This window comes from Solibacillus sp. FSL W8-0474, from assembly GCF_038004065.1.
Taxonomy (GTDB): Bacteria; Bacillota; Bacilli; order Bacillales_A; family Planococcaceae; genus Solibacillus; species Solibacillus faecavium.
Genome location: NZ_JBBOQJ010000001.1, coordinates 158,270 through 174,476, shown reverse-complemented (window position 1 = coordinate 174,476; position 16,207 = coordinate 158,270). Strand labels below are relative to the sequence as shown.

The following is a 16,207-nucleotide window of genomic DNA, read 5'->3' as shown; positions in this document are numbered from 1 at the left end:
AATATGGTAAGATGATGGAAAAACAAGAGGCGAGCCAACTAATAAAAAATGTTTGTTCTTTTAGAAATGTATCTAACGATGTAGAGCAAATGGGCTAGAACGCAGAAAAAACCCTTCAAGCATTGGCTTCCAAGGGTTTTTTAAGATGGTTTTTTTGTTGTTTTTATTACAAACTAGAACTTTATAAACCTGATTTGATACATTTATGGGAGAAGTAGGATGGTATTATTTACGGCCGATCGCCTATCTCTAAAGTGCAATTAATAATTTACTTTATATATTCACAACAAATGAAGCTTCTGTCTTTTCTTTAACTTCCTCTAATGTAACTTCTGGTTGTAATTCGATGAGAATCATTTCTCCATTCTTAAAATCGAAAACTGCTAATTCAGTTATTAATCGATGAACGACACCTTTACCTGTAAGTGGAAGAGAGCAAGTTTGTTTAATTTTTGCTTCACCATGTTTATTCGTATGCTCCATAATCACAACAACTTTTTTTGCACCTACTACTAAGTCCATTGCTCCTCCCATACCTTTAACTAGTTTTCCTGGAATCATCCAGTTAGCTAGATCACCGTATTGAGAGACTTCCATTCCACCTAAAATCGCTACATCAATATGTCCTCCACGGATCATAGCAAAGCTTTCTGCACTATCAAAATATGAAGCGCCTTTGCTAGCTGTAACAGTTTCTTTACCCGCATTTATTAAATCCGCATCAACTTGCTCTTCCGTAGGGTAAGACCCAATGCCAAGCAAACCATTCTCAGACTGTAGAAACACTTCATAATCTGAAGGTATATTATTCGCTATCAATGTGGGCATTCCGATGCCTAAATTTACATACATCCCATTTGAAATTTCCTGAACAGCACGTTTTATAATCACATCTCTAGACACTATGCATTCTCCTTTACAACGAGACGTTCAATGCGTTTTTCATAATTTTGACCAACTACTATACGCTGAACGTAAATACCCGGTAGGTGAATAAAGTCCGGATCTATTTCTCCAACCTCTACTAATTCCTCCACCTCTACTATAGTTATTTTAGCAGCCATGGCAGCTAATGGATTAAAATTCCGAGAGGTTTTTCGGAATACTAAATTACCACTCTTATCTGCTTTCCATGCTTTAACTAAAGCAAAATCCCCTTTAATTGCTTTTTCTAATAAATACACTTCACCATCAAATTCTTTCACTTCTTTACCTTCTGCAATAGGTGTTCCAACGCCTGTTGCAGTATAAAAACCGGGAATTCCAGCACCTCCAGCTCTAAGTTTCTCGGCTAAGGTACCTTGTGGTGTTAATTCGACTTCTAGCTCTCCTGAAATAAATTGTTGCTCAAAAGTTTTATTCTCACCAACATAGGATGCAATCATTTTTTTTATTTGTTTATTTTTAAGTAATAAACCTAATCCAAAATCATCTACTCCACAGTTGTTACTCACAACGGTTAAATCTGTTACATCCTTTTTTTCTAACGCCGCAATTAATTTCTCAGGAATACCACACAGACCAAATCCACCAGCAATAATAGTAGAACCATTCGTAATATCCTCGACTGCACGTTCAAATGAATCGTATACTTTCTTCATTTCAACCCCCCTGAAAAGATAACTCTAATTTTTTTGAGAACTTAATTTTAAGGCTTATGATAGTTCTAACTCTAATACGCTGTAACTTAAGGTTTTCCCATGCGTGTCCATTGCTAATGATGTAGTAACTCCCGTATCTAAAGCTTCGTGACAAATAAATTGCAATGCTCCTAGAGAAGGAATTTCATAACGCTCAACATCACCTAAGACGATGCCTTGTAAGTGTTCTTTCACTTTGTCGACTGTTACTTGTTCTAAAATCAATGGATAGTTCTCTTTTTTGAAAGCAATAATTGACATAGTTAAAGTATTACCTTTATCACCAGTTCTGCAGTGTGCCACCTCATATAATTTCATTGAAATGAACCTCCTTCTTTTCAGTACTAATTTCGATTTGGTTCTCCTCAATAAAAGTAGAAACGATACCTACGACATCCAAAATATTTTTACGCGCCCCACCGCCACCAGCTGGACCATTTGTATATAACGCTTCAACTTCCTCACCAATTAATTCTGCTAAACTTGGACTCTGTGTCTTACCAGCAACTCTAAGTCGAACTTCATAAGGTTCTATTTGTCTGAATGCTTTTCTATGAGTAGCATTTACACCAATCAAATCTACCCTAAAATCTGTGTATAAATGACGAATTCTTTCAGAAATGATCTCCCCAGCTAACTCAGCACGTGCTAATGCATTTTCTCCAGCATATGAGATTTCGCCTTCACCAATAAAGCCCGCATTATAGCCAATACTTACTTTTAGTTTTTCAGGCTTCCCTACGGCGGTAACACCACTTACTTTAATAGTGCCAGGATTAACTTCTTCAAAAACCACTTTGGAGAAATCGGCAATGATATCAGGTGTTATATATGCAGTAGGATTCAAAACTTCATAGAGCAGTTGTTCTTTCATTGTTTGTAAAGTAATTTGACCACCTGTATTTTCAACCTTGCTAAAAATAGCTGTTCCATCATTTGATACATCTGCATATGGGAAACCAAGATTTGCTAAATCAGCAACATCTTTTTTACCTGGGTCTGCAAAATATCCTCCTGTAAGCTGACCTGCACATTCTAATAGATGGCCAACTACTGTTCCCTGTGCTAAATAATCTAATTCATTAAGCTCCCACTTAAATTCATGAATCATCGGTGCTAAAAATAAAGATGGGTCTGCAACACGCCCTGTGATAATAATCTGAGCATCTGATTGTAAGGCAGACAATAATGCATTCGCGCCAATATAAGCATTTGCAGATAAAATTTCCCCATATTCACTTAATAACTTGCCTGTTTCCCACACCGTTTCATCTAATGAAATTTTTGAAAGGACATCGTCTCCAGTAACCACAGCGACTTTAATCGGAATTCCTAGCTGTTTTGCTATCTCCAAGATTTTTTCCGCTCCTGCTTGTGGGTTAGCAGCCCCCATATTCGTAATAATTCGTGTTGCTTTGTTTTTTAATTTAGGCAGTAAGCTTTGCATACGCTTCTCTAATAGAACATCATACCCTAATGAAGGATTAGCTTTTTTCCTTTTTTGCGCTAACGCTATCGTTCGCTCTGCCAAACATTCTAGAACTAAATAATCTAAATTACCTTTTTCTAATAAGATTTCAGCAGGCTCGATACGATCACCAGCAAACCCAGTACCTACGCCTATTCTAATTGTATTTTTTTTCATATAGATATCGCCCCAATCAATACAGCTACTATTGTCATAACAACCGTTGTCATAAACGCCCACTTAAAAATAAATTTTTGATGATCTACTAAATCTACTTGTGCTAATCCAATTAAAATAAATGTTGAAGCAGTTAAAGGACTTAATGGGAATCCAACTGTCATATGACCTAAAATTGCTGCTCGTCCAATTTCATGTGGATTAATGCCCAATGTAGAAGCAGTTTCGGCAATTACAGGTAGCACCCCGAAATAATATGCATCAGGTGTAAAAACAAGACTCAAAGGCATACTAGTAATTGCTACAATTACAGGTAAAAAGCGCCCCATAGAATCAGGAATAATATTTACTAATGCAAGTGCCATGTCTTCAATCATTCCTGTACCATTAAGTATTCCTGTAAAAATACCTGCGGCAAATATCATTGTAGCAACTAAAAGTACACTCTTAGAATGTGCAGCAATACGCGCCTGTTGGTCATCGTGTTTTGGATAGTTAACCATTAATGCGGCTACAAAAGCTAATACAAATAATATTGGCATCGGTAACCATGCACCTACTAAAGAAACTAATAGTGCAATAGTTAATAAAAGATTATAAATAAATAATTTTGGTTTTCTTAATTTCTGTTCTTCTTCACTAACGGAAAATTGCAAATCTGATTCATCTAATTGAAGAATACCTAAACGTTTTCTTTCCTTTAATCCGATTAATGCCGAGGCAATAATAACCCACACAATTCCGGCTATCATTGCAGGAATGACAGGATTAAAAATATCTTTAGCTTCCGCACCTAAAGTTGTCATGGCACGTGCCGTTGGACCGCCCCATGGAACAATATTCATTACACCCGCACCTAAAGCGACAACACCAGCTAAAACTAATCTATTAATTCCTAGTTTTTTATAGATTGGTAGCATAGCCGAAATTGTAATGATAAACGTAGCTGAACCATTACCATCTAAATGTACTACCATTGCTAAAATAGCTGTTCCCACTACCACTTTTAAAGGATCACCTTTTACAACCTTTAAAATGAATTTAATCATTGGGTCAAATAATCCTACATCTAACATCAGACTAAAATATAAGATAGCGAACACAAGCATAATACCTGTTGGCGCAACCGTTGATAATCCACTTAACATCATCTCGCCTAGCTCTAATCCAAATCCCCCGATTAGACCAAATATTACTGGCACCATTACTAATGCGACAATTACCGAAACTTTTCTTGTGAATATTAATATTAAAAATACACTGATTGTTAGAAATCCTAATAAAGCCATATAATCCCTCCTTTTTTCTGCTTTGTATACAGAAAATTCTATTACAAACAACATTATTAGTAAAAGGAATAATAGGAATATCAATCATTCCCAATGAGCATATTAAATTATTTTTTTATTAAACTAATGAATTTTTCTAATACAAACGATTTGTATGAATCTTTTAAAGTTATGAAGGAAAGCTTCCACAACAAAGGTTCGCCTTTAATTTTAATTAACTTTATATTAGGATTAAGATTCTTTTTATAGATTGAACTCGGAAGTAATGTAACACCATTACTAGAGACTGTTAACTCTAAAATTAAATCCCATTGAGAACTTTTATATACAATTTCTGGTGAAAAACCCGCTTCTTTACATGCATTAATAACGTAGTCATGTAAAGTGAATTCTTCCGTGAAAATAATAAATTTTTCATCTCTTAATTCGCTAATTGAAATTTCTGCTTTAGATGCTAGTACATGATCTTTATGTAAGAAAACAAAGAACTCATCTTCAATATAAGGGTATATATCATACATGTTATTTTTAAAGTATGGAGAGACAACTAATGCTATTTCTACCTTTCCATCTAAAACTATTTCTTCGAGCTTTTTTGCTCCACGTTCGAATAATTCAATTTTTATGTTTGGGAACTTATCATTAAACGTTTCAGCTATTTCCGGGAAAAATAAAGTTCCAATTAAAGGTGGCATACCTAATTTCAAACGCCCAACCTCTATATTTTTACTCTTTTTGATAAGTAAGTGTAAATCATCAATCGCATAAAGAATCTCTTTTCCTTGTTGGTAAACTAACATTCCTATATCTGTTAACTTAACTTTTTTGGATTTTCTGTCGAGCAGGTCAGAAGCCAATTGTTTTTCTAAGCGCTTAATACTTTTACTTAAAGAAGATTGCGTAACATACATTTCCTCAGCCGCTTTTGTAAAGCTATCATGATCTATGACTTGAATAAAATTTTGTAAATCTCTAATTTCCATGTTGAATTCCTTTCATTTGTAAGAATGGATTTATATTTTATGCACTATCCTTATTTATTTCTTTATTTCTTTTGGACTTCAAAATCGCAATTTATAGTTAAAATAATACAGAAAAAATATTTTAATACACTTTAACCTTACACTTTTCCTATTCTAAATCCATCAGTATCTTTGTACTAATTCTTTTATTATCCATTTGATTCTGATTTTGTTCGTAATCGGTTGACTAAAACTGATTTATTGCACGATTGTTATTTTGATTCAATTCTAACGTGAGTAGCATAAAACGAATGATGTAAATCTTGAGAATTATCAAGCTGAAATTGAAGTGTTAAAAGTGAAGAAGGAAAATAAAAAATCACCAAATCCTTTTCACCAAAGGATTTAGCGATTTTCGCCTATTTTACTTATTACATCTAACTGCTGAAATAGGAATAAACATTTCGTAATTTTTTGATTTTAACTTCTATATTATAAAATACAAACTTCTAATACTTGTTAAAATAATTGTTTCTTCTTTCAAAAGAGCAATCGGTCAGTTGCGCTTATTCCCTTTGTTTTTATTTCCCGTGTTCCTCATGCCTAGCGCTCGCTTTAGTAGGTTCAACCGTCCCGAATGGATGATTTGGTGGTGCATAAATTGTATAAAGCTTTAATGGCATCTGTCCTGTATTTGTAACATTATGCCACGTTCCGGCAGGCACAAAAATCGCAGAACCATCAAATACCATTCTATTAAAATTCAGGTTATCTTTTGTTTTCCCCATTTGGGTAATCCCCTGGCCCTGCTCAATCCGAATGAACTGGTCCACATGTGGATGCACCTCTAGCCCAACATCCTCACCAGGATTTATGCTCATTAAAGTAAGCTGTAGATGATTTCCTGTCCAAAGAGCGGTACGATACGTCTGGTTCTGTCTCGCCGCTTCCTCAATATTGATGACAAACGGATTTTTTCCATAATCTTTTAAAACTACTCCCTGATGATTTGAGGCGTCGCCCTGCCAATTATATGGGGCTGTAGTATTTACCCACATTGGATAATTCACATTACCTGGCGTACCCCCATATGGGTTGACCGGTATATGTGTAGGATACTGGTATTGCTGATATGGGTACCCATAAGGATAATACATTTTATCATTCCTTTCGAAAATTCATTCTATTATCATATGCTTTGTTTTTTAAATGGTTTTTAACTCTTGCACAAGATCAAATAACGGGACTGTCCGTTTATTGAATTCATCTACGTTTAATGCTGCATCTACTGCTTCACGGACTTTCCGTTCTTCGTCGGCATATTGTTTGGCAAATTCCTTCGCTTCTTGCATAGTCGATTTATACTTTGCGACAAGCTCATTAATGTTGTTTAGCTCCACTTCTGTTGGATGGCAGTGCTGAGCGATGTCGAAAATTTCATCGCCAGGACGATTCTCATCCGGGAAATAGACATGTGGCTCAGTACTATCAAATATACAGAACTTTAATTCAGGCAAAATGACCATATCAATCGAATTGGAATCCAACCCACACCATACGAGCTGCACATCAAATCCACGACTCTGTGCTTCTTTTGCCAATTGCTTCATCATCGAGGATTTCCCTGTCCCAGGATACCCTTTGATGAAAAGCCTCTTTTCCAGGTTTTGCGTAATACTTTGAACGGTATCACGTGCTCCTGCCGGTGTTAACGTTCCGAGTAGCCGGTGGGTCAGCTGACCGGATTTATCCAATTTCTTCTCACCGAATAATTGATTCGTCAAATCGGCAAATTGCTGATTCAATCCGTTCCAATTCATATACTTCCTTGTTTCCACTTCCCAGTCATCATGAATATGAATCGCCTTGGAAAGAGCAGCAAAGCATTGATTATAGTAGGTTTGTTTTTTTTCATTCAAAGAGAACAATGCTTCATTCGCTGAAAGCTGTTCTTCATATACACAATCATAAAGGGAAATGACATGATCCCGTCCACCAAGAATAGTAGGCTCTATTGAAGGATTGGTTGCCTGAAGAATTAAAATCCGATGTGGTGCTTGAATAAAGATGCCTTCAACCGTGTCCTCAAATAATGGGTCATGGAAATACTCGATACTAGCGCCCTTTTTAACATAGTAATCACCGATGTTTTGAAGCAGCTCGGAAATTTTGAAGCCGTGTGCACCTTTTAGTAAATACACCGTTTGTGCTTCGTTCATTAAATCCTTGTATATATTTTTTATGCCCTGCCCTGTCATTGCCTGACCGAAGAAATACTTAACTGTTGTACTTATGACGTCACCCTTCCATAACCTTGTTAACTTTATTGTTATGTTAAAAGCCTAAAAAAGTTGCCATCTCGCGTAGTATTTAATCGAAAAACGCATGCAATTATGTTCATGCATGCGCTTTATATTCAAGCTGCTCTCTTTAACTCGCTCTGAAAAATAGTTTATGAAGCTGAATTATAATTAGTGGAACTAATGATAAACCATAAATAATTAAATACTGGAAGTTATTCAATCGCGCTACTTCAAATAATCCAGAGAGCAGCACAAAGTTCAGTATCGAAAATCCTAATAAAAATGCAATCCATACAGCTAAATTCGAGAAGATTCCCAGTTTAAAAATGGATTCATCCGAACGGCAATTAAAGCCATGTACCAGTCTTGATAAACATAATGTCGCAAATGCCATCGTTGTGGCTACTGCAGTATCACCTGTCGACAATCCTATTTGGAAGGCGATGATTGTAACCGCCGCAATAATTGCTCCCTCAAATCCTACTTGGGAAACAAACTTCTTATTTAGCAACGGCTCCTTTATGTTACGGGGCTTTTCTTTCATAAGCTTTTTATTATGTGGCTCTAGCCCAATCGCAATTGCCGGCAAACTATCCGTTAATAAATTTATAAATAATAGATGAATCGGTAGAAACGGTGCAGGCAATGCAAAAAGCGTTGCATATAAAACGACAATAATTGCACCCGCGTTTCCGGATAACAGGAATTTAATAGCGTTACTAATATTGGCGTAAATACTTCGACCATTCGAAATCGATTTGACGATCGTCAAAAAGTTATCATCGGTTAAAATCATCGAAGAAGCATCCTTTGCCACTTCAGTCCCTGTACCCATTGCTACACCAATTTCGGCCTGTTTTAGCGCTGGGGCATCATTTACACCATCTCCCGTCATGGCGACTACATGTCCTTTGTCTTGCCATGCTTTCACAATCCGTATTTTATGTTCCGGGGAGACACGTGCATAAACTGAGATTTTTTCTACCTTTGCCTTCAATTCCCTATCTGAAAGCTTTTCGATTTCTTTTCCTTCAATCGCTTCACTCGGATTTTTCAAAATGCCGAGTTTCCTTGCAATCGCCATTGCCGTAATTTTATGATCTCCTGTAATCATGACCGGTTTGATGCCTGCTTTAATACAATCCGCCACTGCTTGTGCCGATTCTTCGCGTGGTGGATCCATCATTGCGATTAATCCAACAAATGTTAAGTTATGCTCCTCTTTTTCCGTTAAGGTAGGAGAATATACATCTTTATACGTAATCGCCATTACCCTTAACCCGGCATTTGAGAAGGTTTCATTTACGTGATTTATCTTTTCTACTTGCTGCGTCGTTATGTTGGAACCGCCATGACTTGAATGAATGCGGCTAACACGCGGCAGCAGTACATCTACCGCCCCTTTTGTAATCATAACGGAACGATTTCCCATGCGGTGAACTGTGCTCATTACTTTACGAGTCGAATCAAAAGGTAATTCACCAACACGTTGATGAAGCCCACGTACAATATGTTCATTTAAGTCATATTCACGTCCAAATTTTACAAGTGCCAATTCCGTTGGATCCCCGATTTCCTTATCCTTCATTACAACGGAATTATTGCAGAGTATGGCCAATTCGAGCAGTTTTTTATGGTTTTCATTAGCTAGCTTTAGCTCATTAAAAGGCAGAACTTGATCGCCTGTATAAACCTCTTGCACCGTCATTTTATTTTGCGTAAGTGTCCCTGTTTTATCTGAACAGATAATTGATACACTCCCCAAACTTTCTACTGCATGCAGCTTACGAATAATGGCATTTTCCTTCGCCATATTTGTAGTCCCCACTGCTAAAACGATTGTCACAATCGAACTAAGTGCTTCCGGAATTGCTGCAACCGCCAACGAAACGGCGAACATAAAGGAGTCAATTAACTCACGCCCTCGAATAAGATCAAGCCCAAATATAATTAAACAAATAATGATAATGCCGAGTGCAAGACGTTTCCCAAAACGATCCAAGCTCACTTGTAATGGCGTTTTTTTCTCCTGTGCATTGTCCAAAAGAGTGGCAATTTTACCGATCTCGGTATTCATTCCTATAGAAGTAACGACCGCTTTCCCACGACCATTCGTTACAAAGCTCCCGGAGAAAACCATGTTCCTTTTATCGCCTATAGCAAGTTCCTTTTCGTGGATGGTATTCGCTATTTTATCAATGGCTAATGATTCACCGGTTAACGAACTTTCATTTATTTGCAAACTATAGCTTTCAATTACTCTACCGTCAGCACTAATATAATCGCCTGCTTCCAAAACAAGCAGGTCACCGACAATAACATCTCTTGACGGTATTTCAACTACTGCTCCCTCACGGATGACTTTAGAAACGGGTGCAGCCATTTCCTTTAGACTGTTTAGCGATTTTTCCGCTCTTACATGCTGAACAGTTCCCAGTACGGCATTTAAAACAAGTACGATTAGAATAACAACAGAGCTATCTACATCACCAAGAAACATAGAAATAATGGCAGCAGCAATTAAGATAATGACTAAAAAATCCTGAAACTGCTCTAACATAACTTGAAAGATATTCTTTTGTTTACCTTCTTTCAGTTCATTATAGCCATATTTTTTATGCCGAGAACGTACTTCGTAATCTGTCAGTCCATATGGTGTTACGTCCAGCTTCTTCATAACTTCCTGTACGGTGTTACGGTAATAGTCAGATAAATTCATGAGAACCTCCCTTCAAGTTCTAAGTATAGATAACCACTTTATTTTATTATTGCATGGAAAATATGAGCACTCTCACAAGAACACTGTATGAGAGTTTTATTGTTAAAATGAATATCTCACAATAAAAAATTCATAAAGTTGAAATTCTGCCTTTTTACTAAATAAAAAAACGTTAATCCCACTAAGATTAACGTTTTGATTGAAGTATTATTTATAATAATTTTTTCTAGCTTGAAAAGCTTTTTTTTCTCTTATTTGTTCTTCCAATTGTGCAATGGCCGTTTTACGTCGAGCATTTTTTTCCTCTAAATTTTCCAGTTCTTCAGGAAATGCGAATTCTTTACTAATTTCCGCCTCTTCGATATTTTCTTTCGTATTTTCAATCATCTTCCCTAAACTTAGCGCATTTTTGGACTTTTTATTAAATACATCATGTCTATCATTTTTCATGCTTATTCCTCCTTGTTCCTAATTGAAGTTAGTTTGTTTTTCTTTGATTTTTTTATGCAAAGTGATTTTTCCAAATGAATTCGCATTTAGGTTCGTCACACATGTCACATTATTGTTATAAAAACAATATAAAATAATAAAAAAATACAAAAAAACCTTCAGAAACACTTGCTACTAAGGGTTTTCATGTGTAATCGGCTATTTTACATATTTTTTACAACTTTATTAAAATGCCATTTTCTCCATAAACTTGCGCTATAGTATGTATAAGTTCAAAGCAAAGTAGATAGCCTTCTCCATGATTCCACCTTGCAGATCAAACATAGCTGCCAGCATGGTCGAACGTTTATCTATTGATAATTCATTTGGACAAAATTTGGCTAACACCTCTTTTAAACACAAAGCAAGCTCCAGCTATTTCCCAATAATAGCTGGAGCTTGAGACGTTTTTAATTCTTTTTCCCATACCGCTTCGGTGCCTGCATGAGCGCATCCCATACGCCACTAAATGGTGGGGCATAAGCTAAGTCCAGGTCCAATAATTGTTCAAAAGTCATTTCATTGTAAAGCGCTGTAGCAAATACATCAATTCGTTTATCGACACCGTGTTTCCCGACAATTTGCAGCCCAACAAGCTTGCGACTTTGTTGTTCGACTAACATACGTAGCTTCATCTTACTTGGATGAGGATAATAGCTGGCAATGTCGTTCACTTCCATCACATATGCCTCTATCAACGCATTGGACTTATCCGCAGCATCATTAGTTAATCCCGTCATTCCTATTTGTAGATCAAAAAACTTCAAAATGGAAGTTCCTACAATCCCATTGAACTTTTGATTAAAACCGGCAATATTCAAACCAGCGATTCGTCCTTGTTTATTCGCCGTCGTACCAAGAGGCAAGTAATCATCCTGCTGCTTCAGTCTGTTATAATGCGATGCACAATCCCCTGCTGCATACACATTAGCAATGGATGTCTCCATTTTTTCATTAACGATGAGCGCTCCATTTTCAAGCTTTGCAAACCCTGTCGCAAATTGTGTGTTTGGACGTACACCAGTCGCTACGATAACTAATTCAGTAGGGTATGTCCCCGTTTTAGTACGAATTGCTTCGACAACTTGTTCGCCCTCAAAACCTATTGTCTCTTCATTCAGTAAAACATCCACCCCTTTTGAAATCGCCTCTTCATAAATGATTTTCGCAAGTTCCGGATCTAAAACCGACATGAGCTGACTCCCTTGATGGATTAGACGAACATCCAGACCACGCTCACGAACCGTTTCGACAACTTCCAGTCCTATATAGCCGCCACCTACGACTGTAACATGCTTCACATTCGGTAATTGTTCCATCAATTTATTCATTTGGGGAATTGTCTTAATCATATGAATTCCTTTTAAATCGGCATTTTCCAGTCGTGGCATTGTCGGCGCAGCACCTGTTGCAATCAGCAGTTTATCGTATGCAAATTCAAATGGCTCCTTACTATTTACATCATGTCCGCTCACCTTTTGTAATTTCGTATCAATTGACGTCACTTCATGAAAGATTCTCGCATCAATGTCGTATTTAGAACGGAATTCCTCGACATCGCGCGCAATGAGTTCTTCAGTATTAGGTACCTTTCCGTTAATTACATACGGCAACCCACATTGCCCGTACGAATAAATATCCCCTTTTTCCAAAACAACGATATGTGCGGATTTATTATTACGGACAATTTCCATTGCCGCACTCATCCCAGCAGCGTCCCCACCGATAATTACAACTTTCATCACCGTCACTCCTTGCTTGTTTATAAAACTTATTTTTTTATTTTGTATACTTTTACGAATTTAATTAGTTATATAAGTAAGTTAACTTACAATAAGTAAAGCATATTTCGTTTTTTTTCACACGATTAAGGCTTCTTATTTTCAACATATGGATATCCGGAAGTTGGTGAACTATGGACAAGTCATGGGAAAACTATTTGCTTGAAGAAGCACAAATTGTTTTCAAATATTTATTAAAAGTCGGGGCTACAAAGGAAGATGCCGAAGATGTCACACAAGAAACCATTATGAAAACAATTGAATGCTTATCGCAAATTCAAGCAAAAAATTTGCGCGCATGGCTTTTTAAAGTGGCATTGCATCGGTATTACACGTTATATAACAAAAATAAAAGATCCGCCTCAAACGGTATCGTTGTAACAGGTACTGCCGAGAGCTTAAAGCAATTGCAGGATTTACCTTTCATAAAGGCTTCTTCACTTGGAGTTGTAGTAGATAAATATTAATAGGAGGCGCAAAAGCATGCTAAACATGTTTTTGTGCTTTTCTTTTTATTATCATAATCTCAAAATATGCTACACTAACTATCAGAAAACTCTCAACTTTTAAAAGGAGCACGAACTAAATGACAAAAACAACAATTGGCATTATCGGCACTGGTGTTGTCGGTGAGCGTATTATTAACCAGGCTTTACAAAACGAACACTACGAAATTGCTGCTATATTCGACACGAATGAGGAGCGTACAGCACAGTTGGCAGAAAAATATAATGTACCGACAACAAATGATTTACAGGATTTACTGAATTTAATGCCTGACTGGGTTTACATCGGGACGCCCCCTGTCAGCCATGCGACTCTTGCTGAGGAAATTGCGAAGCATGGACTGCATATTTTATCGGAAAAACCACTTGCCCATGATGCTGCAGATGGAGAAACAATGGTACGTGTTGCCAATGATGTAAAGGTGAAAACAGCGATGCACTTCCCATTAATGTATGGAGCAGCCGTACATCAGCTTAAAAAAGAGCTTACATCTGGTATGGGGGATATTACACGCATTGAACTACATACATACTTCCCGGAATGGCCGCGTAAATGGCAACAAAATCCTTGGATTGCCTCACGTGAACAAGGCGGCTTTATCCGTGAGATTTTCCCGCATTATTTACAGCTGACACACCACTTATTTGGGGATCTCAACATTCTCGCTCATGAAACAACCTATCCGGAAAACACGGAGCTATGTGAAACAGGTGTATCTGCTTTAGCAAAAACAACAAGCGGCATACCTGTTGTAATAAACGGACTTGCCGGCATCGGTCAGGAAGAGCGCATTGATTATAAAATTTTCGGTTCAGAAAAAGTTGTCACATTACGTAACTGGTCACAAGTATATACGAGTAAAGCTTACGAACCGGAAGTGGAAGTCCCTGCGAATACAGCACCGGAATCCATGCTGGATGCTTGTAGAAAAGTCCTTTTAGGTGAAGAAGCGTTCATCGTCCCATTCGAGGAAGGCTTAAAAGTACAGCGCTGGATTGATGAACTATTGAAATAAAAATCCTTTGCATTTTGAGCTGTTTGGACAATGCTACAGCATGCCAAACAGCTTTTTTTAGGGGAATTTATTTCGGATTCTGAAATATTTATTTGTAAATAACCCCCTTCTATACTAAAATAGTCATAATATTCATTTTTTAGATTACTATTTGTTAAGGGGGAATTTTTATGGACTTTTTACATTACCCATTTCCGAGTAAGCGCAACACTGTTATCGCGAATCGTGGAATGGTCGCAACATCTCAGCCATTAGCAGCACAGGCAGGTTTGGATATTTTGAAAAAAGGCGGAAATGCAGTCGATGCTGCCATTGCTACAGCAGCAGCCTTAACGGTTGTGGAACCAACATCCAACGGTATTGGAAGTGATGCCTTTGCACTCGTTTGGATGAAGGATGAACTTTACGGATTAAACGCTTCCGGACCTTCTGCTAAGACCATTTCGAAAGAGGCATTAGCTGAACAAGGACACGATAAAATTCCGATGCATGGGGTCATCCCTGTTACTGTTCCTGGTGCTCCTGCGGCATGGGCTTCCTTATCAAAACGTTTTGGAAAACTGTCATTAAGCGAAGTATTGGCACCTGCTATTTCCTATGCGGAAGAAGGCTACCCGATTTCAGCAACACTCGGACAAAATTGGCAATCTGCCTATAAAAAATATAAACAATCACTTACAACCGAAGAGTTCCAACACTGGTTTGATACATTTTCAATTGATGGACGTATGCCGGAAATCGGTGAAGTGTGGAATTCACCCGGACATGGAGATACATTACGCAAAATCGCAAAAACAAATGGCGAGGCATTTTATAAAGGGGACATTGCCGATAAAATCGATGCCTTTATGAAAAAACATAATGGCTTTATTTCTAAGGAAGACTTAGCAGGCTATGAACCTGAATGGGTAAATCCGATTAAGGTACATTATAAAGGCTATGACGTGTGGGAAATCCCTCCGAATGGTCAAGGTATTGTTGCCCAAATGGCACTAAACATTTATCAACATTCAGAGCCGAAATGGCAAGATGCTGAGACATTACATAATCAAATCGAAGCAATGAAACTTGCCTATACAGATGGGAAAGCATTTGTTACAGAAAGCAGTGAAATGCCGGTCGATGTGGAAACATTATTATCAAAAAACTACGGGGAATCTCGTTTTGCAGAAATTATGGATACAGCAATGGATCCTAAGCCATTTGACATTCCGAAGGGCGGAACGGTGTATTTAGCGACTGCCGATGCGGACGGCAATATGGTGTCTTATATTCAGAGTAACTATATGGGCTTCGGCTCCGGTATTGTCATTCCGGAAACAGGTATATCGCTACAAAACCGAGGTTATGACTTCTCACTTGATGAAAATCATCCTAACTTCTTAAAACCTGGTAAACGTACCTATCATACAATTATTCCTGGATTCCTAACAAAGGATAATCAGGCTGTTGGTCCGTTTGGTGTAATGGGAGGCTATATGCAGCCACAGGGACATTTCCAGGTGATTACATCTACAGTAGATTTTGCTCTCAATCCGCAGGCAGCTCTTGATATGCCACGTTGGCAATGGATGGGTGAAAAACGAATTGAAGTAGAGCCGCATTTCCCTAATTATTTAGTTCAGGCGTTACAACGTAAAGGCCATGACATTCATATTGCAGTGGACGGTGGCAGTTTCGGACGCGGGCAAATCATTTGGCGTGATCAAAAAACAGGCGTCTTGTATGGCGGAACAGAGCCGCGTACAGATGGGTCAATTGCCGCTTGGTAAAATGTAAATAATAAAAAAGCACCTCATTTCGAACGACTCCCAACAGTTGGTGGCGTAAAGTTCAATGACGAGGTGCTTTTTTTAT

At 37.6% G+C, this 16,207-nt stretch carries 14 protein-coding genes; 3 read left to right on the top strand and 11 right to left on the bottom strand.

Annotated elements, in window-relative coordinates; translation table 11 throughout:
• Window positions 1–273 precede the first annotated feature (273 nt).
• The 11 genes from NYE67_RS00855 to NYE67_RS00805 all read right to left on the bottom strand — a co-directional run bounded on the left by NYE67_RS00855 (window position 274) and on the right by NYE67_RS00805 (window position 12,789).
• Window positions 274–906, bottom strand: a complete 633-nt coding sequence (locus NYE67_RS00855; protein WP_191701692.1) for a 3-oxoacid CoA-transferase subunit B — start codon at window positions 904–906, stop codon at window positions 274–276.
• Window positions 903–1,601, bottom strand: a complete 699-nt coding sequence (locus tag NYE67_RS00850; protein ID WP_191701644.1) for a CoA transferase subunit A — start codon at window positions 1,599–1,601, stop codon at window positions 903–905. Before NYE67_RS00850 ends, NYE67_RS00855 begins: the two co-directional genes overlap by 4 nt.
• A 54-nt stretch (window positions 1,602–1,655) precedes the next feature.
• Window positions 1,656–1,958 (bottom strand): AtuA-related protein, encoded by a 303-nt coding sequence (locus NYE67_RS00845; protein WP_225231387.1) that lies wholly within the window; start codon window positions 1,956–1,958, stop codon window positions 1,656–1,658.
• Window positions 1,945–3,285: an acyclic terpene utilization AtuA family protein gene (locus tag NYE67_RS00840; protein ID WP_191701645.1), complete on the bottom strand. Its 1,341-nt coding sequence runs from the start codon at window positions 3,283–3,285 to the stop codon at window positions 1,945–1,947. The genes NYE67_RS00845 and NYE67_RS00840 overlap by 14 nt, the downstream gene beginning before the upstream one ends.
• Complete coding sequence (locus tag NYE67_RS00835) at window positions 3,282–4,574, bottom strand: CitMHS family transporter (protein ID WP_191701646.1); 1,293 nt, start codon at window positions 4,572–4,574, stop codon at window positions 3,282–3,284. The genes NYE67_RS00840 and NYE67_RS00835 overlap by 4 nt, the downstream gene beginning before the upstream one ends.
• A gap of 107 nt (window positions 4,575–4,681) precedes the next feature.
• On the bottom strand, window positions 4,682–5,557 hold the full coding sequence (locus tag NYE67_RS00830; RefSeq protein ID WP_191701647.1) for a LysR family transcriptional regulator: 876 nt from the start codon (window positions 5,555–5,557) through the stop codon (window positions 4,682–4,684).
• A 560-nt stretch (window positions 5,558–6,117) separates the two neighbouring features.
• A complete protein-coding gene (locus NYE67_RS00825) occupies window positions 6,118–6,693 on the bottom strand; it encodes a cupin domain-containing protein (RefSeq protein WP_191701648.1) in 576 nt (191 codons plus the stop codon).
• A gap of 48 nt (window positions 6,694–6,741) precedes the next feature.
• The gene (locus NYE67_RS00820) at window positions 6,742–7,755 is read right to left on the bottom strand and encodes a nucleotide kinase (protein WP_340728887.1); all 1,014 of its coding nucleotides are present in this window, start codon (window positions 7,753–7,755) and stop codon (window positions 6,742–6,744) included.
• Window positions 7,756–7,966: 211 nt separating this feature from the next.
• Window positions 7,967–10,558, bottom strand: a complete 2,592-nt coding sequence (locus NYE67_RS00815) for a cation-translocating P-type ATPase (protein WP_340728886.1) — start codon at window positions 10,556–10,558, stop codon at window positions 7,967–7,969.
• A gap of 207 nt (window positions 10,559–10,765) precedes the next feature.
• Complete coding sequence (locus tag NYE67_RS00810; RefSeq protein WP_191701651.1) at window positions 10,766–11,008, bottom strand: spore protein Tlp; 243 nt, start codon at window positions 11,006–11,008, stop codon at window positions 10,766–10,768.
• A 449-nt stretch (window positions 11,009–11,457) separates the two neighbouring features.
• Window positions 11,458–12,789 (bottom strand): FAD-dependent oxidoreductase, encoded by a 1,332-nt coding sequence (locus NYE67_RS00805; RefSeq protein ID WP_340728885.1) that lies wholly within the window; start codon window positions 12,787–12,789, stop codon window positions 11,458–11,460.
• 173 nt (window positions 12,790–12,962) lie between these two features.
• Here NYE67_RS00805 and NYE67_RS00800 point away from each other — a divergent pair, with 173 nt between their 5' ends.
• The 3 genes from NYE67_RS00800 (at window position 12,963) to NYE67_RS00790 (ending at window position 16,122) form a co-directional block, all read left to right on the top strand.
• Entirely contained in the window at window positions 12,963–13,295 is a 333-nt protein-coding gene (locus NYE67_RS00800; protein WP_340728884.1) for an RNA polymerase sigma factor, read from the top strand.
• 119 nt (window positions 13,296–13,414) lie between these two features.
• Window positions 13,415–14,350 (top strand): Gfo/Idh/MocA family protein, encoded by a 936-nt coding sequence (locus tag NYE67_RS00795; RefSeq protein ID WP_340728883.1) that lies wholly within the window; start codon window positions 13,415–13,417, stop codon window positions 14,348–14,350.
• A 170-nt stretch (window positions 14,351–14,520) separates the two neighbouring features.
• Window positions 14,521–16,122 carry a gamma-glutamyltransferase family protein gene (locus NYE67_RS00790; RefSeq protein WP_340728882.1) on the top strand — a complete coding sequence of 534 codons (1,602 nt, stop codon included), beginning with the start codon at window positions 14,521–14,523 and terminating at the stop codon, window positions 16,120–16,122.
• Window positions 16,123–16,207: the final 85 nt, after the last annotated feature.